The 23,118-nt window shown below is 42.1% G+C and carries 19 protein-coding genes; 10 read left to right on the top strand and 9 right to left on the bottom strand.

What is annotated here, in order from left to right:
- Positions 1–30: 30 nt before the first annotated feature.
- The 7 genes from DWX23_RS24865 to prmA all read right to left on the bottom strand — a co-directional run bounded on the left by DWX23_RS24865 (position 31) and on the right by prmA (position 4,709).
- Positions 31–195 (bottom strand): hypothetical protein, encoded by a 165-nt coding sequence (locus DWX23_RS24865; RefSeq protein WP_158607067.1) that lies wholly within the window; start codon positions 193–195, stop codon positions 31–33.
- A gap of 340 nt (positions 196–535) precedes the next feature.
- Entirely contained in the window at positions 536–1,456 is a 921-nt protein-coding gene (gene miaA, locus DWX23_RS11165) for a tRNA (adenosine(37)-N6)-dimethylallyltransferase MiaA (RefSeq protein ID WP_122354158.1), read from the bottom strand.
- A gap of 105 nt (positions 1,457–1,561) precedes the next feature.
- On the bottom strand, positions 1,562–2,563 hold the full coding sequence (gene gap, locus DWX23_RS11160) for a type I glyceraldehyde-3-phosphate dehydrogenase (protein ID WP_122354085.1): 1,002 nt from the start codon (positions 2,561–2,563) through the stop codon (positions 1,562–1,564).
- 236 nt (positions 2,564–2,799) lie between these two features.
- A complete protein-coding gene (locus DWX23_RS11155) occupies positions 2,800–3,186 on the bottom strand; it encodes a hypothetical protein (protein ID WP_122354084.1) in 387 nt (128 codons plus the stop codon).
- Positions 3,131–3,541, bottom strand: a complete 411-nt coding sequence (locus tag DWX23_RS11150) for a phage holin family protein (RefSeq protein ID WP_122354083.1) — start codon at positions 3,539–3,541, stop codon at positions 3,131–3,133. The genes DWX23_RS11155 and DWX23_RS11150 overlap by 56 nt, the downstream gene beginning before the upstream one ends.
- A 6-nt stretch (positions 3,542–3,547) precedes the next feature.
- Positions 3,548–3,769, bottom strand: a complete 222-nt coding sequence (locus tag DWX23_RS11145; RefSeq protein WP_007652933.1) for a YtxH domain-containing protein — start codon at positions 3,767–3,769, stop codon at positions 3,548–3,550.
- A gap of 88 nt (positions 3,770–3,857) precedes the next feature.
- The gene (prmA, locus tag DWX23_RS11140) at positions 3,858–4,709 is read right to left on the bottom strand and encodes a 50S ribosomal protein L11 methyltransferase (RefSeq protein ID WP_122374529.1); all 852 of its coding nucleotides are present in this window, start codon (positions 4,707–4,709) and stop codon (positions 3,858–3,860) included.
- A gap of 467 nt (positions 4,710–5,176) precedes the next feature.
- On the opposite strand from prmA, the gene DWX23_RS11135 reads away from it, so the two are divergent.
- The 9 genes from DWX23_RS11135 to DWX23_RS11095 all read left to right on the top strand — a co-directional run bounded on the left by DWX23_RS11135 (position 5,177) and on the right by DWX23_RS11095 (position 20,581).
- Positions 5,177–5,776 carry an RNA polymerase sigma-70 factor gene (locus DWX23_RS11135; RefSeq protein ID WP_122354081.1) on the top strand — a complete coding sequence of 200 codons (600 nt, stop codon included), beginning with the start codon at positions 5,177–5,179 and terminating at the stop codon, positions 5,774–5,776.
- Positions 5,777–5,841: 65 nt separating this feature from the next.
- A complete protein-coding gene (locus DWX23_RS11130; RefSeq protein ID WP_122374528.1) occupies positions 5,842–6,357 on the top strand; it encodes a FecR domain-containing protein in 516 nt (171 codons plus the stop codon).
- Positions 6,317–6,844, top strand: a complete 528-nt coding sequence (locus DWX23_RS11125) for a FecR family protein (RefSeq protein WP_221267813.1) — start codon at positions 6,317–6,319, stop codon at positions 6,842–6,844. The genes DWX23_RS11130 and DWX23_RS11125 overlap by 41 nt, the downstream gene beginning before the upstream one ends.
- Before the next feature lie 74 nt (positions 6,845–6,918).
- Positions 6,919–10,431 (top strand): TonB-dependent receptor, encoded by a 3,513-nt coding sequence (locus DWX23_RS11120; protein ID WP_122374527.1) that lies wholly within the window; start codon positions 6,919–6,921, stop codon positions 10,429–10,431.
- An 11-nt stretch (positions 10,432–10,442) separates the two neighbouring features.
- Positions 10,443–12,224, top strand: coding sequence for a RagB/SusD family nutrient uptake outer membrane protein (locus DWX23_RS11115; protein WP_122354077.1), 1,782 nt, complete (start codon positions 10,443–10,445; stop codon positions 12,222–12,224).
- 83 nt (positions 12,225–12,307) lie between these two features.
- A complete protein-coding gene (locus DWX23_RS11110; RefSeq protein WP_122374526.1) occupies positions 12,308–13,198 on the top strand; it encodes a sugar phosphate isomerase/epimerase in 891 nt (296 codons plus the stop codon).
- Positions 13,199–13,298: 100 nt separating this feature from the next.
- The gene (locus DWX23_RS11105) at positions 13,299–14,555 is read left to right on the top strand and encodes a Gfo/Idh/MocA family oxidoreductase (protein ID WP_122354075.1); all 1,257 of its coding nucleotides are present in this window, start codon (positions 13,299–13,301) and stop codon (positions 14,553–14,555) included.
- Between the two features lie 35 nt (positions 14,556–14,590).
- Positions 14,591–18,049: a DUF1080 domain-containing protein gene (locus DWX23_RS11100; protein WP_122374525.1), complete on the top strand. Its 3,459-nt coding sequence runs from the start codon at positions 14,591–14,593 to the stop codon at positions 18,047–18,049.
- Positions 18,050–18,208: 159 nt separating this feature from the next.
- Positions 18,209–20,581 carry a PAS domain-containing sensor histidine kinase gene (locus tag DWX23_RS11095; RefSeq protein ID WP_122374524.1) on the top strand — a complete coding sequence of 791 codons (2,373 nt, stop codon included), beginning with the start codon at positions 18,209–18,211 and terminating at the stop codon, positions 20,579–20,581.
- A 6-nt stretch (positions 20,582–20,587) separates the two neighbouring features.
- Here the strand turns inward: DWX23_RS11095 and upp are convergent, their stop codons facing one another.
- The gene (gene upp / locus DWX23_RS11090) at positions 20,588–21,241 is read right to left on the bottom strand and encodes a uracil phosphoribosyltransferase (protein ID WP_122354072.1); all 654 of its coding nucleotides are present in this window, start codon (positions 21,239–21,241) and stop codon (positions 20,588–20,590) included.
- Positions 21,242–21,585: 344 nt separating this feature from the next.
- A complete protein-coding gene (locus tag DWX23_RS11085) occupies positions 21,586–21,876 on the bottom strand; it encodes an HU family DNA-binding protein (RefSeq protein WP_007652950.1) in 291 nt (96 codons plus the stop codon).
- A gap of 274 nt (positions 21,877–22,150) precedes the next feature.
- Between DWX23_RS11085 and DWX23_RS24860 the strand changes: the two genes are divergently transcribed.
- Positions 22,151–23,110, top strand: a complete 960-nt coding sequence (locus DWX23_RS24860) for a hypothetical protein (RefSeq protein ID WP_158583194.1) — start codon at positions 22,151–22,153, stop codon at positions 23,108–23,110.
- The last annotated feature ends 8 nt before the right edge of the window (positions 23,111–23,118 follow it).

Here is a 23,118-nt window from a genome sequence, read left to right as displayed (position 1 = left end):
AATCGTTATGTTGTTTTATTTCAGTATTTATCAAAATTGAATGTTACTTTTCTCTTGAAAGAAAAGTAACCAAAAGTTCAAGGCTGCACCTGCCTCGCTACTTCGCATCCTGCGATCGCTGTCGCCTCCGAACTCGCTTCGCTCAAACAGCGGATGCTCCGGACGCTCTCTCCGGCTGCTGCGTTTAACGCTCACCAGCTGATGCCTTTCATAGAACGCAAAGCGTTCTTCTGTGATGGCCGATACTGCCTGTTAAAATCGAAAACACTTGTTATAGCATAAAAGTCCTGTTATAACAAATAGGTGTCGGTATCGGCAATCTTTAAAGGAAGCGGAGCTTCCTAGGAAAGGCCTAAGCGGGTGAACGTCCGCGAAGGGGGAAGACGAAGCGGTTAAAAAAATCCGTTGTCTGAGCGCAGCGAGTTTCGGATTTTTCAGCGTAGTCTTTCACCGAAGCAGTGAAGCCGGTTAAGCCTTGATCTTTTGACTACTTTTCCATCAAGGGAAAAGTAGTTCAATTATTTCTAAAAAGGAATTATTCTTGTTTTAATAACTCCAATGTCCTTTCGATTTTCTCTTCTGTCGGCAGGATTGCATCGACCCAGTGGATGGTGCATCCCCGGCGTTCCATTCCCCGGAACCAGGTCATTTGCCGTTTGGCAAACTGGTGAATGGCTATCTCTAATTGAGAAACCATTTCTTCGTAAGAAAGTTCACCTATAATATATAATGTAAGGTATTTATATTCCAGACCGTAATAAATAAGGTCTTCCGGCTTGACACCCGAAGCAATGATACCTTTTACTTCATCCACCATGCCCTCGTCGAGGCGGGCACGCAGTCGCCTGGATATTTTCTCCCTCCGTAGCTCCCTGTCGATGTCTATGCCGATGATCAGACTATCTATCGGATCATACTCGTTCGCATCCGGAGCCTGCGTTTTATAATATTCTTCAATCTCGATGGCACGGATCGCCCTTTGTGCCGAATCGACATCCGTCTTATTGTGCAACACCTTGTAAGTCGTCAGGATCTCTTCCAGTTCAGCCAGTGATTTATTCTTTAACGACTCTCTTAATTCCGGATTCTGCGGAACATCCAGCAGTTTGTATCCTTTCAATACAGCTTCGATATACATCCCTGTACCTCCGCACAGAATCGGCAGTTTCCCTTTTTCCTGTATCGCCCGGTAAGCCCGGAAGAAATCATGCTGATATTCGAATACATTATATTTATATCCCGGATCACAGATGTCGATCAGGTGATAAGGAATCACTTTGCCGTTTACGGTATAATCAGCCAGGTCTTTACCCGTTCCGATATCCATGCCGCGATAGATCTGGCGGGAATCGGCACTGATAATCTCCGTATCCAGCCGGTCGGCCAATGCTGCTGCAAAAGGCGTTTTGCCGGAAGCCGTCGGTCCAAGTATCGTTATAAGTTGATATGTTCTCATAGGGTAGCAAAGATAGTGCAAACCGAGCGCAGAATAAAATGAAAGATAATAAAAAAAGCCGTCCCCTTTGCAGAGGACGGCTTCCATATACTGATTTGTATTTGATTACTTACCAGCGATAACGCGAGCCATTTCACAAACTTTGTTTGAATAACCCCATTCGTTGTCATACCAAGAAACGATCTTAGCGAAGTTATCATCCAAAGAGATACCTGCTTTAGCATCGAAGATAGAAGTGTTAGAGCAGCCACGGAAGTCAGTTGAAACAACTGCATCTTCTGTGTAACCCAGTACACCTTTCAATTCGCCTTCAGAAGCTTCCTTCATAGCAGCTTTGATGTCGTCCATTGTAGCAGCCTTTTCCAGAACTACTGTCAGGTCAACAACAGAAACGTCAGAAGTCGGAACACGGAAAGCCATACCAGTCAGTTTACCGTTCAATACCGGCAGAACTTTACCTACAGCCTTAGCAGCACCTGTAGAAGAAGGGATGATATTTTCAAGGATACCACGGCCACCTCTCCAGTCTTTCTTAGAAGGACCGTCTACTGTTTTCTGAGTAGCAGTAGCAGCGTGAACTGTAGTCATCAAGCCTTTAACGATACCGAACTTGTCGTTCAATACTTTAGCGATAGGAGCCAAGCAGTTAGTAGTACAAGAAGCGTTAGAGATGATGTCCTGTCCTGCGTAAGTTTTGTCGTTAACGCCATAAACGAACATAGGAGTAGCGTCCTTAGAAGGAGCAGACATGATAACTTTCTTAGCACCAGCCTGGATATGTTTGCGAGCTGTTTCGTCTGTCAGGAAGAAACCAGTTGATTCAACTACAACGTCAGCACCAACTTCGTCCCATTTCAGGTTAGCAGGATCCATTTCTGCAGTCAAACGGATTTTGTTACCGTTTACTACCAGGTTGTTACCTTCTACAGCAACTGTACCATCGAAACGACCGTGTACTGAGTCATATTTCAGCATGTATGCCAAGTAATCAGCATCCAACAAGTCGTTGATACCTACGATCTGAATATCATTGCCGAAGTTCTTAACTGCAGCGCGGAACACCATACGTCCGATACGGCCGAAACCGTTAATACCTACTTTAATCATTGTAATAAAACTTTTATGGGTTTATTAAAAATATTACATAAAATCCAATTAACAGCCACAAGGAGTTGCGCATGAAGCCAATATCGTCAGCATTGCGGTGAATGCCATAAAGAGAATCAAATTACGTTTCATTTTTATCCTTGTTTTTAACGACTGCAAATTTAGTCCTATTTTTTTATTCTTCCTTTATAAAAAGGAGAAAAATATGTCCTCTAACATAAATTAAATGTTAGGAGTTATTTCTTTTTCTTAAACAGAAGATTCGTAAACCAGCTTTGTGCCTTTCGGATTCCCCATGTCAGCAAAAAAGGTCTGGCAACATCCCAGGCAACCGGGAGTAGTCCTTGTGCTATGCTCAGGTAATCCGAGAAACCCATCGGGGTAACCGGCTGGTCGTTTGTCGCAGCAATTGCGTCGGAAGATTCTGTCTTTTTCGATTTAGTGTTTGGAAAGAGTAAGGTAGTAAAGCCGGAAATCAACAGACTGCCTGCATTTTCCTGAATATACGAAAAGTCGTCATTCAGTTTTTGTTCCTGTACGACACATTGCCTCCGGATCTGTTCTTTGTCAAAAATCAGCTTCTCCAGCGGTGTCAGCGGCTTGTTTTGTATCTGTTGTTGCATCGTCTTTTTCGTCGTTACCGTTTAATGCTGCAATCACAACGTTGAGAACGGTGTTGCAGATTCTTTGTTTGTTCATTATAATGAGTCCGATCAACAGGAGATATAATACCGCCACAACGGCGAACCCGGCTCCCGAAGAACCGAACATATCACCCAGAAAGAACCCTAACGCCAGGAATATGAACAGGATGGCAAAGAAAGCCAGAAACAATAAAATTAAGCCATACGAAAGAACCGCGATCAATTGCCCGCTTCTCTCGTATGTGCTTAACTTTAAAAGTTCAAGCTTTAATTCTACGTAAGTCGAAACATCTTCTTTCAGCTCACGAAAGATTTTTCCTGAATCTTTTTCCATAAATGATTATTCAGCTACGATTTCTTCTGTAGCCTTTACAACTTCAGTCTTACCTTCTTTGTACTTGGCGAGAGCGGAATTAAAGCCTTCTTTTACTTTTCCAACTACACCGTTCAATTCTTCCAGTAACTGTTCTCTCTTATCGGTAGCTGCCAAATATCCGACTGCTGCACCTACTGCAGCTCCAACTACCAAACCTAGTAATAATTTAGAATCTACATTTTTCATAACTCTTACATTTAAATGTGTCTACTAATGTAACGATTTTATGCGGATGATAGTTTACTTCTGCATTAACTTTTAATGTTAAATAAAGTTACTGCTTCTGTGTCTTGACGGCCACCCAGTTGTTTTTCTCTGTATGAGAAATGAAATTCAAGTCGTTTCTTTTACATTCTTCTTCGATGGCAGGAATGTCTTGTGTGTAGAATCCGCTCATAAAAAGTAGTGCTCCTGGTTTCATGCAGCTGGTATAGTGACGGATATCATTCAAAAGTATATTGCGGTTTATGTTGGCAAATACAATATCGAACTGTCCGAAAGCCGGGATTTGTTCGGCTCCTCCCAGTACGACTTGTATATCTTTGGTATTGTTCAGGCGGATATTTTCCAGAGCATTGTTGTAGGCCCATTCATCGATGTCGATGCCCACTACTTTGTTGGCTTTCTTCATTTTAGCGAGGATTGCCAGGACAGCCGTTCCGCATCCCATATCCAGCAGGTCTTTACCTTCCAGGTCGAGTTTGAGCATCTCGCTGATCATCAGGAAGGTCGTTTCATGGTTGCCTGTCCCGAATGCCATTTTGGGGTCTATAATAATATTATATGTATAACCCGGCTCCGGTTCATGGAAAGAGGCGCGAATGATGCATTCGTTTCCGATGCGGATGGGTTTGAAATAGTTCTTTTCCCATTCTTCGTTCCAGTCCTTGCTCTCGATAAACTGTTCGGAGTAATGGATTGTGACGTTTTCCAGTGGAAATTCTTTCAGTTTGTCGACTAATGCCTTTACATTATATAATTGATCGGAGATGTAAGCCTGCAGGCCGTCTTCGTTTTCGGTGAAACTTTCAAAACCTATTTCTCCCAGTTCGGATGCCAGTACATCGCTGATGATTGTTGCCTCGATAGGCGATTCGTATGTGAATTTCAGTTCGTAATAGTTCATATTTCTATTCTTTAGTCATTTGCAGGGACAAAGGTATCGAATATATTTAAATCGTGGTTGTCCGCCGGATCAATTCTGCTACAAGGCAAAGACTGTTTCCTGTTTGTCTATAAACTATTTTTTATCTTATGAAAAAGTATTTCCTGACATGTGAATAACTATCGGTTAGGTGTACAGGTTATCCTATATAAGGTGTACTACTTATCATGTATATGGTGTACACCTTATGTGCGATAAGTAGTACACCGTATTAATAGTTGCTAGTATATAAAGATTTAGATACTCTGCTATAGGCAAATACTTCTTTGTCGGATAACGAATAGTTATTCCTGTGCCTGGTGAAGAAAGGTTTAATTTCTATTGTCTGTACCCCGTTTTTTGGGATAGATAGTCCGTATTGAATAAAAAATGTTTATTTTTGGGGACAAATTAAGATGGTTTAAGTAAAAATTGTCCTGACATTATATATGTTTGATGTTTCTTCATTATATAAACTGAAAGAAGGGAACCGGAAGGCTTTTAATGATATGTTTCGTTATTATTATCCCCGGGTGATGGCCTATGTAGCTACTATCGTGGAACAGGAGATGGCGGAAGATATAGTTCAGGATGTTTTTTTGAATGTGTGGGAAAACCGTAAAAAAATATATGTAGGAGAAGGATTCCATTCTTATTTGTTCCAATCGGCTTATACGCGTTGTGTCGATCATTATCGGAAAACACAGTCTGCCGGAAAATATTTGCTTCAGGCAGAAAAATCCGTATGGGAGGAGTATGCTGATTCATTGAGATCGGATGCGTCTGTTCTGGAGGAGATTTATTCAAAAGATTTTTATAAACTATTACATAATCTGCTGGGAGAATTACCTTCCCAACGCCGCGAAGTCTTCATTCTTACTTATATAGAAGGGCTTAAATCGAAAGAAGTGGCTGAGCGACTTCAAATGCCCCAACGTACGGTAGAAAGTCATATTTATTTGGCGATCAAGTTCCTGAAAGCACATATGTCTAAGCAGGATTTCTATTTGTTTTCTCTTCTGTTTCTTTTCCGGCAGGGAAATTTTTAAAAAAAAGATTCTTTTGCTCCGTAGTTTCTTTCTCTCATACGTTTTGCTGATATAAAGGATAAAAAATGGATTTCGATTACGGACTTTTGGCAAAGTATCTGGCGGACAATATCTCTTCCGACGAAATGCAGGAGATGTTGGCCTGGGGTAATTTATCTCCGGATAATAAAACAATATTGTCGGATGTGATGCGTCTGCGTGTGTCCTATCATTCGATGTATTATAAAAGTCCGGATCGTATTGAAGAGGCTTTGGGAAAGGTAAACGGCAAGATTGACCGATCGAATCGTTTTCAATTAATGCGTAACGTGTTGCAATATGCAGCTGTCTTTTTGGTGCTGGTGTCCTGCTTTTATGGAGGTTACGAGTATTTTCAGCCTGAAAAACAGATATGTATTGTAGTTAAGCCCGGCCAAGATGTGAAAAAAGTTATGCTTGCCGACGGAACTTGTGTCTGGTTGAAGGGCGGCTCGACATTGAAGTATCCGGTATCGTTCTCTGACGAGAATCGTCAGGTCTCCTTGCAAGGAGAAGCTTTCTTTGAAGTCTCAAAGAAAGCAGGAGCAGTTCTCGCTATTTAATGTTTTTACCGGATATGTGAATATCCAGGTAAAAGGTACTTCCTTTGATGTAAAGATCGATAATGAAAATAAGAAAGTTGAGACTGTTCTGGTCAGTGGTCAGATAGAACTGTTGGATATTAACCGGAATAAAGTATTGGATGTCTCTCCCGGAGAGAAAGTGACTTATAACCAAAACAAGAATGAATACACCTCGGAAGCTATAGATGTAAATATTTCGACAGCCTGGCGGTTAAGGCAGTTTGTGTTTGAAAATGCTACCCTGCGCGAAATAGTAAATAAACTATCCGTAAAATTTAATGTGAACATCAATATCGAGTCTTCGGCTCTTGCACGGCGTAAATTTCGCTGTGTGATCAATGAGGACGAAGGACTTGCCGATATCCTGAATCTGTTGGGATACCTCGCACCGATCCATTATAAGGTGGAAGGAAAAGAAGTTTTTATATATGAACAACCCCAAAAAGCAATGCCTATGATAAAATGACCGAGAGTAGAAAAATGAACACACAACAAGAAATCTAACTGAAAAATTAGTACTAACATTATTAAATCACATGTATGATTAAAAAAGTTTCTATTGCGACATTAGCAATGTTTTTGACATCTGTATCGCCTGTAATGGCGGTAAACGGTTCGCAATCTTTGTATGTGAATCTGGAACTGACGCTGAATAGTACGACAGTCGGTGCAGTAATACAAAGTATAAGTGAACAGACTGGGTATGAATTTTCTTATGATGAATCTTTGTTAAATAAGAAAATCTCCAACGTATTTGTTAATTTAAAAAATGAACACATAGAAAAAGTGCTCAAAGAGGTTTTTAAAGATACCGGTATTTCTTACAAGATTGTGAATAACCGTGTGTTTTTGAAAGACAATAGTGTGAAAAGGAATGTTCGCACAGAACAGGTTGTAAATGAAGTGCAACAGAAGGAGAGGAGAATATCTGGTGTCATTGTCGATGAAGAAGGAGCATCGATCATTGGTGCAAACATTACTCTCGAGGGAAATAGCAGTGTTGGAACAGTAACAGATGCTAATGGGAGGTTTGTCTTAAGCAATATTCCTGCCGGGGCTACTTTACTTGTCTCCTATATAGGCTATTTAGAGCAGAGAATTCGGGTGGAAGATGGGAAGGTCTCTTATCAGGTCACATTACATGAAGATACCCAAAAGTTGGATGAAGTGATCGTTGTCGGATACGGTGTAGAGAAAAAAATAAATATGACCGGAGCTATTACTAATGTGAAGACAGAAGAGTTATCTACAATTTCAACGACCAATTTATCTAATACTTTAGCGGGTCGTGCACCGGGATTGACAATTGTCGGGAGTTCAGGTTTCATGGGAGCAAGTTCAGAAATCCGTATGCGTGGTGGGTTCGGTGATCCGTTATTTGTTATTGACGGAATTATCCGGGATAAAGCGGCATTCGATGCACTTGAGTCGAACGAGATCGATCAGTTGAGTTTTTTAAAAGATGCTGCAACAGCTTCTGTTTATGGATCGAAAGCGGGTAATGGAGTGGTCCTGGTGACAACTAAGTCGGGAGCGGATAGTATGGGGAAACCCAAATTTGAATATCAGGGATCATATACGTTTAATAAACCCACTCGTAAGTTATTTACAGATGAGATGAGTGCTTACAAAGAGTTGGTTTATCAGAATTTAGTTGCTGAAGCTAATGGACTGGTCAGACCTAATAATGACGAAGAGATGGAATATGCTAAGACGCATGATTATAATGTGAATGACCTGATTTGGCAAAATCCATGGAATACAAAGCATTCTATTAGTGCGACAGGTGGTACTGAAAAAGTTAAATACTACGTTTTAGGAAGTTTTATCAGAGAAGAAGGTTCTTACAAGAATCTGGAAAATAATAAGTATTCGTTCCGATCTAATTTGACCGTAAATCTGAGTAAGTATATATCATTGAATGCAAATGTTTCCGGCTACCAGAAAGACGATAGACGATTCAATTGGTCTGGAAGTGGCGATGATAGTGAGGATATATTCGACTTTTATAGAACTACGTTTAATTGTTTGAGGACGGTTCCGTCTTATGCGTATCTGGATGGTACTCCGGCAAACGAAAAGACTGATTATCCTGTTTATCCGGATGTCAGTAATTTTAAAGGATGGAATGTTGCAGATGTGATATTGGGTGATCGTTATATCAAAACCCGCAGACGGAATGTAAATGGTATTTTATCATTAAACATTGACTTGAGTAAGCTTTTACCCGGATTATCAACAAAAGTAACTGGAAATTACATCATCAATGATTATGCTCGTAAGAAATATCTTACTCATCAGAAAGCCTACAATTTTCAATCGGCTGATCCTAATAACCGTTTTGTTCCGGGACCATTGGATTTGAATAAATATAATATCTTCACGTTTGGTTCCAATTATGAGAATCTGACTTATGGTTCCCGCCAATTCTGGAATGAACAGTTTGACTGGACGGTGAACTATAAAAATAAGTTTGGCAAGCATGAAGTAGGCGGAATGATCACTTTCGAACAGGCACAAAGTCAGGGTGAAGCCATCTATGCAACAGCGAATGATCCGCTGACGGCTTATGACCAATGGTTTGTGTTTTCGACCGATCCGGAAAGACGAACGGTTTCAGTAAATGAATCGGAGAATTTAGGCTCGCATTTGTCGTGGATCGGACGTGCTACATATAATTATGATTCCAAGTATATAGCAGAGTTTTCATTCCGTTATGATGGAAATAATAAATTTCCAAAAGAAAGCAGATGGGGCTTTTTCCCCTCGGCCTCACTTGGATGGCGTATCAGTAAAGAAGCCTTTATGGAGAGTGCTTCTAATTGGCTTGATGACTTAAAAATACGTGCTTCTTACGGTACTACCGGTAACGATTTGAATACATCGAATGCGTCGATCGGATATTTCCAGTATATAGAAAGATACACTTCCGGTAACAGTTATATGTTTGGCAATGGGTTAGCTAATGGTATTCAATCAGGCAGTATGCCGACTTATGATTTGACCTGGGCTACATCATCGACTGTCAATGGTGGTTTGGATTTTACATTTTTAGGTAATAAGTTAAGTGGTACTATCGATGGATTCTATAGAAAGGAAACTGATATTTTGGGTTCAAGAACTTCTTCTTTACCTAGTACCTATGGTGCATCGTTGGCTCCTGAAAACTATGCTGAACGTTCATGGAGAGGTGGAGAATTCACATTAAGTTGGAGAGATAAAGCTAAACACGGAATAAACTATTCTCTTTATATGAATATAGGCTATTCCAAAGATCGCTGGGATGTATTGGATGAATCGGTAATTTATATGACAGGTAATCTGAAAGACTTGTCTTTGGTTGGAATGTCGGCAGGACGTATCACGGGTTTGAAAGTGGATCATTTGTTAACAGATCAAGCAGAAGTGGATGAATTGATCGCTAAAGGATTTAAGCAGTATGGACGTGATCCGTACCTTGGCGGCCTTTTATTTCAGGATACTCGTGGTGATGGTTATGCTCCGGGACCGGATGGTAAAATTGATGGAAATGATGCGTATAACTTGTTGTCCACAAATGGGACTCCCCGTATTAACTATGGTTTCGGAGGTAGCTTCAGTTGGAAGGGGATTACTGTTGATATGCATTTTCAAGGTGTTGGTAACTATGATCGGTTAGTAGGATGTGAGGCAACCAAGGGTATGCCGCAGTATGGTGGTAACACACGTCCGTATTATCCTATCTGGACAAGTGAAAAATGCTGGAGTCCGGAGAATCCTGATGGTATTTATCCTCGTGTAATCGGTAAGAACCAGTATGAATCAGGTTATGGTGATACTGATTTTTGGATGCGAAATGGTGCGTATTTACGTTTGAAGAACCTTAACGTAGGATATGATTTGCCTAAGGTGGTTCTTCGTCCGTTGGGACTGACCCATGCCCAGGTATTTATGAACGCAACCAACTTATTCTCTATCTCTGCGATGAATGAGTTCATGGATCCTGAACAAAAATATTACGATTCATTCCCTTTGATGAGATCGTTTACATTTGGTCTTAACTTCTCATTTTAAAATTAAAAAATATGAAACTGAATAAATTAAAACAATCATTGGTTGGTTTGGTAACTATATTGCTGGTCAATGGATGCAATAGTTTGGATATATCAAATTTGTGGAATTATGATGCGGACCTGGTTTGGAATGATGATAACCTGGCAACAGCGTATGTGACCGATCTCTATGGCGATATTTTCAGTGGATGGTCTACAAGTGCCGATAATACAGCAGAACAACAAACTGGTATTCCGTTTATGTTAAGTACTATAACGACATCGGGGAGTGGTTATAAACGATGGAATTATACCAATATCCGTAATATTAATTTAGGTATCGAATATCTTGCGGAGGGAGCTTGTTCCGAATCCGTTAAGAATAGTCTGACAGGTCAGATGCTATTTATGAGAGCCTATGAGTATGGTGAAATGGTCGTTTATCATGGAGGTATGCCCTATATTACCAAAGCTCAGGATAAAGATAAAGACGACCTGTATGTAACTCGTAATTCTACAGCGGAATGCTTTGATTTGATAATAAAAGATCTGAATGATGCTATTGCATTGCTTCCGGCAAAAGCTACGGGTAATAATTATGGACGTATAGATCAGTGTTTTGCTAAAGCATATAAGGCAAAGATGTTGCTTTATAAAGCTTCTCCGCAGTTTAATCCGAGTAACATGTATGATAATAAATATTGGAGCGAAGCTTATACGGCAGCAAAGGAGGCATATGACTTCTGTATATCCCAAGGAATTAAATTGACTGCTAATTATGCTGATAACTGGTTAGTGGACGGTAATTCAGAGGTCGTTTTTCCTATTATATACAGCAATCCGGATAAGACTGCAGGATGGGAAAATACTATTCGTCCGTCTTCTTTGAGTCGTAGTAATGCCAGTAATACACCTACCTGGGACATGGTAAAAGCTTTTCCTATGATGGATGGAAAGAGGTTTGATGATCCGGACGGCAAGTATTATGTTGGTGAAGAATCCGAGTTTTTACAGAAATATTGGAAGAACCGTGATCCTAGATTTGAGGATTGTATCCTATATAATGCAGATTTGTATCCTGTATCAGGAACCGCTTCAGGATACCGCCAATACACTTCGGTGGGTATAGCGGTTAGAGAAGATTCCTATGGAATCAATCCGAATGTAGGTAGTACTGCCACACAAAATGATGCAATCAGTGGTATGTATGTGCGGAAAGGATCTGATCTGTCTTTAAGTCAAGATTTGGTATCGACCTATGACCATGATTACCCATTCATGAGATTAGCTGAAGTCATGTTTATCTATGCTGAAGCAGCCAATGAAACAGGTCACGAAGATACAGCCATAGATATGTTGAAGCAGATTCGTAAACGGGCTGGTATCGAAGCTGGAGAAAACGGATTGTATGGATTGAAAGTCAGCAGTCGTGAAGAGATTCGCCAGGCTATTCTTGATGAACGTAATGTAGAATTGTGCTTTGAAGGGCATCGTTTTATGGATCTGAGAAGAACTCGTAAAATGATGCAATTGAACGGACTGCAAAAATATGGAATCGAAGCTATCGCTATCAATGAGGATGGTACTGAAATGGATATTGCTGAAGCTACCCAAAAAGCCAAGACGTATTCATTGGTTCCTGATAATTTTAAATATATACTTAGAATGGTACCGATCAGTGCCATTGCCGAAAATAAATTTTTGATTCAGGAATCTTATTATTTCTTTCCGATCCAGGAAAGTAAAATATTAGAAAATCCGAATCTGGAACAAAATAATAACTGGGGCGGCACATTCAATCCTACTATGGAATAATTGAACGGATAATTTTGAGACGGAAGGTTTATTTTTAAACTTTCCGTCTTAACTTTGTACTGACTAAAATAAATTTCTACATTATGAAAGTAAAGCATTGTTTGGTGGCAGCAGCCTTGTTGTTTGCCTTTACAACGGCGTATGCCGCTGATAAAATCACGATCGGTGTCATCCAGTATGATCTGACTGATATCGATAAAAGTTTCAAAGATTTGCATGACCAGGGATTCGGGTCCTGCGAAATCAGTTACAGGAAAAATACGCTGACGAAAGATTTTGCTGAAAAGGTAAAAGAGGCTTCGAAGAAATATGATATCAAAGTGACTACTTTGGTTGGTGTGCCCGGTAGTAAAAGTACCTGGAACTTCCGGAAGGGACCGGCAACGATCGGACTGGTGCCTACAGACGAACGGGCAGAAAAGATCAAAGTGTACCATGAAATGATCGACTTTTGTGCGATGGCTGATATTCTGGCAATGCACTCCCATTTCGGATTTATTCCGGAAGATCCTTCTTCCGAACAATATAAAGATTTTGTCAAGGTAATGCAGGACCTGGCGAATTATGCGAAAGAACGCAATGTCCTGATCTATTTTGAAACAGGGCAGGAGACACCGACAACATTGATCCGTGCCATAAAAGATATAGGAACCGGAAATGTGTTCATCAATTGTGACCTGGCAAACCTGCTGATGTACGGAAAGGCTAACTCTTTGGATGCCGTGAAACAGTTCGGACCTCTTATCAAAGAGTTTCATGCTAAAGACGGAAAATATCCGGACCCCGATAACCCTTATGAATTGGGGGCGGAAGTACCTATCCCAACCGGAGATGTTAATTTTCCAGCAGTTATTGCCGAATTGAAGAAACAGGGTTTCCAGGGAGCTGTCACCATCGAGTGTGAGTTGAACGGTTCCCAGCATGATTATGTCATAAAAACTCGTAAATATTTGCAAGAGTTATTGGATAAATAATATCTTTGTGAGACGTTAGAGGGAGATTTTGCTTTCTAACGTCTTTTTTAATACGGAAAAAATTACAATTGCTAATCAATATTATACATTAATTTGTACTATGAGAACAAACAGAAGGGACTTCCTTAAAACCCTTGGGGGAATTGCGGCCTTTACGATTGTGCCGCGTCACGTGCTTGGAAATGGCTTTATCGCTCCAAGCGACCAGTTGACAAAAGGTATTATAGGTACAGGCGGAATGGGACGTGGTCATGTGAACTATGCCGGAACACGTCTGGTTGCCGTTTGTGATGTCGACAAGAAACATCTTGAACTGGGGAAACAATTGGTGAAGGATAAGATCGCCGCTTATCATGATTTCCGTGATCTGATACTCGACCCTAACGTTGATATCGTGCATATTGCGACGCCTCCCCACTGGCATGGTATTATGTCGGTAGAAGCTGCCAAAGCAGGAAAAGATATCTGGTGTGAAAAACCGATGACACGTACGATCGGTGAAGGTAAACGTGTGATGGAAGCGGTAAAACAGAACGGACGCATGTTTCGTCTGAATACCTGGTTCCGTTTCGCTGACCCCTTCTACGGACTGGGTACTCCCGTTAAACCGTTGAAGAAATTGGTTCAGAGTGGTCTGCTTGGCTGGCCGTTGAAAGTAACGATCAGTAAACATACCGGTTTCGACTGGAAATTCTACTGGGTAGGTAAAGAATATCTCGAACCGCAAACAGTTCCTTCCGAACTGGATTACGATATGTGGTTAGGCCCGGCTCCTTATAAACCTTATAATGCACACCGTGTTCACCAGACATTCCGCGGATACTGGGATTATGACGGTGGCGGACTAGGTGATATGGGACAACATTATATCGACCCTGTACAGTATTTCCTCGGAAAAGATAACACAAGCCCTGTGAAGGTGGAAGTGGATGCTCCTCAACAACATCCGGATGCCGTAGGAACATGGCGTTCTATTACTTATACATACGACGACGGTTGCCAGATCGTTCTTTGGGGTGGCGACTTCGGCGATCCTAATACGCCGTATATCTCCGGTCCGAACGGTAACGTTTATAAGAATTTTGTATGTGATATCCCTGATTGGGAAAAGAAACTGGCCGATTTCCCGGAACCTGAACCACAGGTGACCGACTTTATCGAGTGTGTAAAGACACGCCAGCCTTTTGCCTTGAATGAACGGAATGGATTCCGCTCGTCTACGATCGTGAATATGGGTGCTACCGCACTTCGTCTGAATCGTACGTTGGAATTCGATCCGGTGAAACTTGAATTTGTGAACGATGAGGCCGCTAACCGTCTGCTCGACCAGCCGATGCGTGCGCCATGGAACATTTAATTAGGGGTTAATATACTAAATCAAAAGAGAATAAAATGAGAAAAGCATATATATCGATTGCCAGCTTGCTATTATTCGGCAGCGTACTGATGGCTCAGTCTCCGGCAAACCGTACAGCTAAAACAACTGCGGCAGATGTACTGGCCCAGATGCCTGCTGAGAAACAGGCTGAATATAATAAACTGATCAATGACCTGAAAGGTACCGGCGAAGAAGGGGTACTGATGTTGGTCAACATGATAAACGCTCCCGGAAAGGGTAGCAATGCACAGGTGGATTACGCTTTGAGCGGCCTGACGCATTATGTGATGGCGAAAGGAGAAGAAAGTGCCCGCCTGGCAACAGCAAATGCATATCTGAAAGCCTTAGATATGGTGAACGAACGTGAAACCAAAGCATTTATCATCCGTCAGCTTCAAATCCTGGGACAAGACGAATGTATCGATGCGCTGTCTGCTTATCTGGGTGATGAAAGCCTGAGTGGTCCGGCTGCACGTGCATTGGCTGCTAATGGCAGCGAGAATGCCGGCAAGGCTTTACAAGCCGCTTTAATGCGCCGTATGGGTACTCCGAAGACACAAAAAGATATTATCGTTGCGATCGGTGAGGCACAGGTGGAAGGAACGGAAGATCTTCTGAAAGCGTTAGTGGGTTCGGGAGATGAAAGTATGCAGAAGGCTGTCCTGCACTCATTAAGTCGTGTGGGAAGCAAGGCCTCTATCAAAGAACTGGCTGATGCTGCAGCGGCTGCCGGATATACAATGACGAAGACAAATGCGAACGAAGCATATATCGCGTTGCTGAAACGCGTAGCTGCACAGGGAGATGTAAAGGAAGTGGAAAAGGCTGCCAACGATCTGTTGAAGAAAGCTACCAAAGCAGGACAGACTCAGACCCGTGACGCAGCTTTGCAGATCCTGTTATCGCTGAAGAAAGAAAACAGTACTAAATTATTGCTTTCAGCTCTGAAAGACGGCAACAAGGAATATCGTAATGCAGCATTGAACTATGCATCCGATTTTGCAAATAAAGAAGTATATATCGAAGTGATGAAGGCGATGCAGAAAGCAAAACCGGAAGTGAAAGTGGATGTTATCAACTGGATCGGCCGTGAAGCTAAATGCCCGTCTAAACATGATGTGATCAAGAATCTTGAACTTCGTTTCGATCTGACAGCTATGCAGGTTCTGCTGGGTCAGTTGAAAGACGCGAACTTCGATGTGAAACAGGCAACTGTCTGGACAATGGTTAAGATAGGCGACAAACAGGTTATCCCTGCTCTTGCCGATTTACTGACAAGCGACAATAAAGATATAATCCTGTTGGGACAGGATGCATTGGCTGCCTTCAGCGGTGATATCGACCAGGCTGTAGCACGTGCTATCCCGTCTGCTACGGATGCCGGAAAGATTGCCGGTGCTGAATTGCTGGCTATGCGTAAAGCGACGGCCAACCTGACGACGGTACTCGAACTGATCAAGTCCGGTTCACCGGAAGTGAAGAAAGCGGCTTATACTGCATTGAAAGATGTCGTATCGGAAGGCGACCTGGTCAATCTGTGCGGAATGCTCGAAACTGCAGATGCGTCTGCCGTGGCTCCGATCCAGCAGGCTGTGATCTCCGCGATCTCTTCTATGTCTCCTGCAAAACAGAAAGAAACGATCAGCCGTCGTATGCTCCAGGCCGGCGACAGCAAAAAGTATTTGTATTATACCGTATTGGCTACAACCGGTGAAAAAGATGCACTGGCTACTATCGTCGATGGTTTCCGTAAGGGATCGGGTGCTGCCCGCGATGCTGCTTTTGATGCTTTATTGAACTGGAAAGGTATCGAAGCTGCCGATGAACTGTATGTCATCTGTGCGGATGCTCCTTCTTCCGCTTATTTCGATCGTGCTCTGAAAGCCTATGTGAAGTTGGTTTCTAATCCTGCCTTTACCGGCGAGAATCGCTTATTGAGTTTGCGTAAAGCGATGGAAATTGCTAAAACAGATGAACAGAAGAATATCATCCTGAAACAGATTGAACGGACAGGAACATTCCTGGGAATGTTGTATGCCGGTGAATTCCTGGATCAGAAACCTGTTCAGCAGGCAGCAGCCAACGCAGTCATGAATATTGCTTTAGGAAATAAAGACTATACAGGAACCAATGTACGTGAATTGCTGAACAAAGTAATGCAGGTACTTGACAATCCGGATGCCGGTTATCAGAAAGAAGCGATCAAGAAACATCTGGCTGAAATGCCGCAGGGTGAAGGTTTCGTTTCTATCTTCAACGGGAAAGACCTGACAGGCTGGAAAGGCTTGGTTGAAAATCCGATCGCACGTGCAAAGATGAAGCCAGCCCAATTGGCAAAAGCACAAGAGAAGGCTGACGATAATATGCGTCGTGACTGGAAAGTCGAAAACGGACTGTTGATGTTCGATGGTACCGGTTATGACAACCTGTGTACGGAAAAGCAATATGGCGACTTTGAAATGTATGTAGACTGGATGCTTGATCCGGCTGGTCCTGAAGCAGATGCAGGTATCTATCTGCGCGGAACACCTCAGGTGCAGATCTGGGATACTTCCCGTGTCAATGTAGGTGCCCAGGTTGGTTCCGGCGGTCTGTATAATAACCAGGTGAACCCGAGTAAGCCGTCTAAAGTGGCAGATAACAAGCTGGGCGAGTGGAACAGCTTCTACATCAAGATGGTTGGCGACCGCGTAACTGTAATCCTGAACGGAGAAAAGGTAGTAGACGACGTGATCCTTGAAAACTATTGGGATCGTAAACAACCGATCTTCCCGATCGAACAGATCGAATTGCAGGCTCATGGCAGTAAAGTGTACTACCGTAATATATATGTAAAGGAACTGGAACGCAAGGAACCGTTCAAACTGTCGGCAGAAGAACAGAAAGAAGGTTTCAAAGTCTTGTTCGACGGTACTAACATGCATCAGTGGACTGGAAATACAGTCGACTATACGATTGAAGATGGTTGTATCTCTATGATACCCAGCAAGAGTTATGGTGGAAACCTGTATACAAAGGATGAATTCGGAAACTTCGTTTATCGTTTTGAGTTCCAGTTGACTCCTGGAGCTAATAACGGCGTAGGTATCCGTACTCCGATGGAAGGCGATGCTGCTTATGTAGGTATGGAGATCCAGATACTGGACTGCGAACATCCTATCTATAAAGATATTACCAAGTATCAGCACCACGGTTCCGTTTACGGTATCATCCCAACGAATGCCGATCACCACAAAGCATTCAAGCCGGTGGGTGAATGGAATGAAGAGGAGATTGTTGCTAACGGAGATAATATCCGTGTAACAGTGAATGGAGTGGTGATCCTGGAAGGTAACATCCGTGATGCCGTTAAGAACGGAACACCTGACGGTAAGGAACATCCGGGCTTGTTCAACAAGAAAGGACATATCGGATTCCTGGGACATGGCTCACCTGTGAAATTCCGTAATATCCGGATCAAAGAATTGAAATAACAGATTCTTATCTGAAAGGAAAGCGGAGCTCGGTTTACCGGTCTCCGCTTTTTTTATTTTAACGTAGAATCTTTGAAAAGCCTTGAATATAAATGAACTTTAATTTGCTGGAATGATTTTTAATACCGAATTTTGTGTTCATACTAGTATGAGTAATGTATGGGTACAGATCAGTATAAGTTATTATTGGATACGGCACAAGTTGGTTGGTGGGAAATTGATTTCAAGAGAAAGTGCTATATCTGTTCAGATTATTTGGTCAGTCTGTTAGGCTTGAAAGACAATGCCATTCCGACAGATGATTTTCTTGGTTTGATCCGCGAGGACTACAGGGCCAGGATAGCGAATGAGTTTGCTTATTTTAAAGAAGTAGGCATTTATGAGCAGATTTTCCCGATGAAGACCTGTTATGGTCTTCGCTTTGTACGGACAAAGATCTGTAAACGGGAGATCGATGCTACCGGAAAGATCTATGTACTGGGTATCCTGCAGCTAGTTCCTTTTAGTGAAACAGAAGAAAATAAGCCAGCCGTAAATAATCAGGTGGACAGTCTTCTCCGTCACCTGAACACCATATCCCGCGCTTTGCATTCTTTCATCCAGACAAACGACTTGTTGACTTCTATCCAACTGGTCCTTACCGAAATTCTGTTTTCCATCGACACAAAGGGACGAGCCTGTATTATGGAATACAGTGACGACAGAAAAACGATTAGTTGTACCTACGAAGTGTGTAGTGACGGCGTTTCGACTGTCCGTTCATCGCTGCAGAATATTCCAGTTTCCACATTGCCGTGGTCGACACGCCGGATACGGAATCTGTACCCGGTGATGATCAGTAATCTGGATGAACTGCCGGCAGAAGCGGGCGAAGAGAAAAAATACTTGCAGCGGAGAGGCGTACTTTCCTTTATCCTGATCCCTTTGATCATTAAGAAAAAGGCATGGGGTTATATCGGCATCGATATCGTCGACAAATATCGTATGTGGAACCTGGAAGATTATCAATGGCTTTCTTCCATCGCCAATATTATCAGTATCATAACGAAGATGGCGCGTATCAACGAGGCGCTCGACCGGGGTGAAAAGTTGTTGCGCAATATTTATACGAACATACCTGTCGGGATCGAGTTGTACGACAAGGATGGATTTCTGATAGATATGAATAATAAGGATGTAGAGATCTTTGGTTTGAACTCCAAGAAAGATGCGTTAGGGATCAACATTTTTGACAATCCGCTGCTTCCACAGGATGTACTGGACAAGATGTCCAGGAAGAAACCTGTCTCGTTCCGGTTGAATTATTCTTTTACGGATATCAGATCCTATAAATATTACCCAACCAGGAAGAACGATTCGATCGACCTGATAACAAAGGTCAGCATGCTTTATGATAATAAGGGTGAGTTGATAAACTATCTTTTTATCAATCTGGATAATACAGATAAAACGATTGCTTACAATCGTATTGAAGAGTTCGAATATTTCTTCACATTGGTCAGCCGTTATGCGAAAGTGGGATATGCCAAATTCGACCTGCTGACTCGCGAAGGATATGCGATCAGCCAGTGGTATCAGAACCTTGGGGAAAAAGATGGGACACCTTTACCTGAAATAATAGGAAACTATAAAAGTGTACATCCGGAAGACCGTGCCGTGATGCTGGACTTTTTTGATAAAGTAGTGAAGGGGGAAGCTACCAGTATCCGTAAAGAGCTACGTATCAAACATGAAGACGGATGGAAATGGATACGTGTCAATGTGATGTGTACTTCCCAGTTGAGTGATTCAGACAAGATCGAAATGATCTGTGTGAATTATGATATTACCGAGTTGAAAGAGACAGAGCAGCAGCGGGAAAAGGCAGAAGAGCTGGACCGGTTGAAATCGGCTTTCCTGGCAAATATGAGCCACGAGATACGTACTCCGCTAAACGCTATTGTCGGCTTTTCGACCCTGTTGACCGAAACGGAAGACAAGGAAGAACAATTGCAGTTTGTCGAGATAATCCAGAAGAACAATGAACTTTTATTGCAGCTGATATCCGATGTGCTCGATCTGGCGAAGATAGAAGCGAATACGATCGAATTCAAACCGGTAGATATACAACTGAAAGACTTTTTGGAAGATTTGGTAAAATCCATGAAAATAAAACTTCATGGAGGTGTGGAGCTTTGCAGTCAACCGGGTCTGAAGCCTTGCATCTTCACGTTCGACCATGTACGGTTGAGCCAGCTCTTTTCCAATTTTATCAATAATGCGATCAAGCATACGGAAAAAGGCTTTATTACATTGGCTTATGAACTTCGTCCGGATGAAATCGAATTTTCGGTCACTGATACGGGAGAGGGTATGAGTAAAGAAGTCCAGTCGCACGTTTTCGACCGTTTCTATAAAGGGAATGACTTTAAGCAAGGGACAGGTCTTGGACTTTCTATCTGTAAAAGTATTGTGGAACAGCAGAAAGGCAAGATCGGAGTAAGTTCAGAAATTGGCAAAGGTTCGCGTTTCTGGTTCTCCTTACCCCGATAAAAGATTTTATTCCTTTTCTCCGTAAGCCAGGTCTCCGGCATCTCCCAGTCCCGGGATGATGTACGAATGATCATCCAGCTCATCGTCGAGAGCAGCGATCCAGATGGTTGTTTTGTCATCCGGCATTTTCCGTTGCAGGTATTCTATCGCTTGTTTGCTGGCGATGATGGATGCCACATGGATATGCGCCGGGTGTCCTTTGGTCAGTAATGCTTCGTAGGCGAGTTCCATCGAACTTCCGGTGGCAAGCATCGGGTCGGTAATGATCAATGTCTTTTCGGTAAGTCTTGGAGAGGCTATGTATTCGATATGAATATCAAAGTTCAAACGGTCTTTGTATTTGCGATAAGCAGAGACAAAGGCATTTTCTGCATAATCGAGATAACTCAAAAAGCCCTGATGGTAAGGCAGTCCTGCCCGTAATATGGTACTGATCACTATCCGGTCGTCGGGAGTATTCATCGGTGCGATCCCTAACGGAGTCTGGATATCTTTCCGGGTGTAAGTAAAATCTTTACTGATCTCATAAGCCATGATTTCACCGATACGTTCGATGTTTCTGCGAAAGCGGAGACTGTCTTTCTGGATATCTACATCTCTGAGTTCGGAAACGAACCTGTTCAGGACGGAGTTTGATTCCCCAAGATTAACTATTTTCATGTGTATTCTGTTGTATTATGCAGACTAATTTTTTTTCGGAGCCGAAATTATATATAATTAGAGCATCACACAAATGTTTCTCTGTAAAATTCTAAATTTAGGGCAAAAGTTTCATATTCCGAAACAGGGTAGGTTGTTCGGATTCTGGAATTGCGATAATTGAGTAGGGGACATGCTGGCGGTTGTTTAATTAGAACCTGAATGTTTCGATATTCATTAAAAACACCTCATTTTACTAGAAATCTGTATGTATTTTTGCAGATATGATAAAGTAAAAGAACAAGGAGGTGTAAAAAAACATCCTTCCCGCAAAAGCAAGAAGGATGTTATAGAGAAAAATCATATTATTTTTTTTCGCCAGTGCCGTTCATAGCCTCCAGCAAGAATTTACCGGGTTTGAACTTTACCGTTGTTCTGGCTGGAATTTGTACTGGAGTACCAGTTTTTGGATTACGAGCCAGGCGACTTGTTTGAGGTCTCGGTATTAAAGTACCAAAACCAATAAGAGTAATTTCCTCTTTTTGCGACATTTTTTCGGTTACGATCTCGATGTAAGCATCTAATACTTTTTTCGCTTTCTGTTTTTGTAACCCTGCCTTATCTGCTAAGGCCTCGATAAGTTCTGCTTTGTTCATGAGTGTTTCTTTTTAATGATTATATACATTGCAAATGTAAGCCATTGCTTTTTCTATATGGTGTCTTTTTCCAAGTAAGCAAAATGGCGTTCATTTCTTATTAAACAATAGCTGTAGGCTTTTGTTACGATTAGAGAAACAAAAAACGTTAATTTGCATTGGGTTGCGGTAATCGAAACAAAGGAAGGCATTTATGCTATTGAGTGGAATCGTTCTTTGGACATTTTTGTAAAAACAATATGAGTAAAAACAGTAAAATAACATACTAATAATTATGAAAGATGCATTGAATAACGGGCTGATAAAAGCCATGAGAGAACATCTCCCGGAGGAGACGAACCTAGCTAACTATATTATGGATATTATATCCATAGGAAAAGAAGCTGTTTATCGCCGGTTACGCGGAGAGGTTCCGTTTACTTTTTTTGAAGTATCATTATTATCCCAAAGTCTGGGGATCTCACTCGATCAGATCGTGGGAACCAACCGGGCGGAAGGGGCCGTTTTCAATCTGAATGTCTCTAATACCATGAGTCAGATCGATAATTACCATGATATTCTCAAACGGTACCATAAGCTATTTGCTTTCATCAAGGACGATCCGAAGGCAGTCCTCAGCGCGGCATGCAACATCGTGCCGTTCACTTTCTATTCGCCTTTCGAACGTTTGACGAAGTTTCGCCTCTGCCGCTGGATGCATCAGAACAACGGGATGAAGATCACTGCCAGCATGTCTGATGTTGTAGTTCCGGAGAAGGTGCTGGAGTCGCAGCGTAAGTTGATGCAGGAACTCCGGCAGGTCCCGTCTTCCTATACCATATTAGATAGCAATATTTTCCAGTCGATGGTCAGGGAGATCAAATACTTTGCAGGATTGAATATGCTGACCGACGACGATATCGACGTTATGAAGCAGGAACTCCACCGTTTGCTGGACGAAATGGAGCTGATCGCGGCACGGGGAGAGTATTCGAACGGCAACAAAGCGTATCTTTACCTGTCGAACATCAATTTTGAAGCAACCTATACATTTCTGGAAAAGGGAAGTTTCCAGCTATGTATGTTCCGCCTTTATGCCATCAACTATATGGATTCGCAGCATCCGGAGATCTGCCGTGCCCAGAAAGAATGGATCCAGTCGTTGAAACGTTATTCCACTTTGATATCGCAGAGCGGGGAGATACAGCGAATGATCTTTTTCACGAAGCAGCGTGAGATCGTCGATACATTATAATAATGTAG

It is taken from the genome of Parabacteroides sp. AF18-52 (assembly GCF_003479145.1).
Taxonomy (GTDB): domain Bacteria; phylum Bacteroidota; class Bacteroidia; order Bacteroidales; family Tannerellaceae; genus Parabacteroides; species Parabacteroides faecis.
Note: the sequence above shows the minus strand (reverse complement) of the source record. Positions and strands in the feature narration are given on the sequence as shown.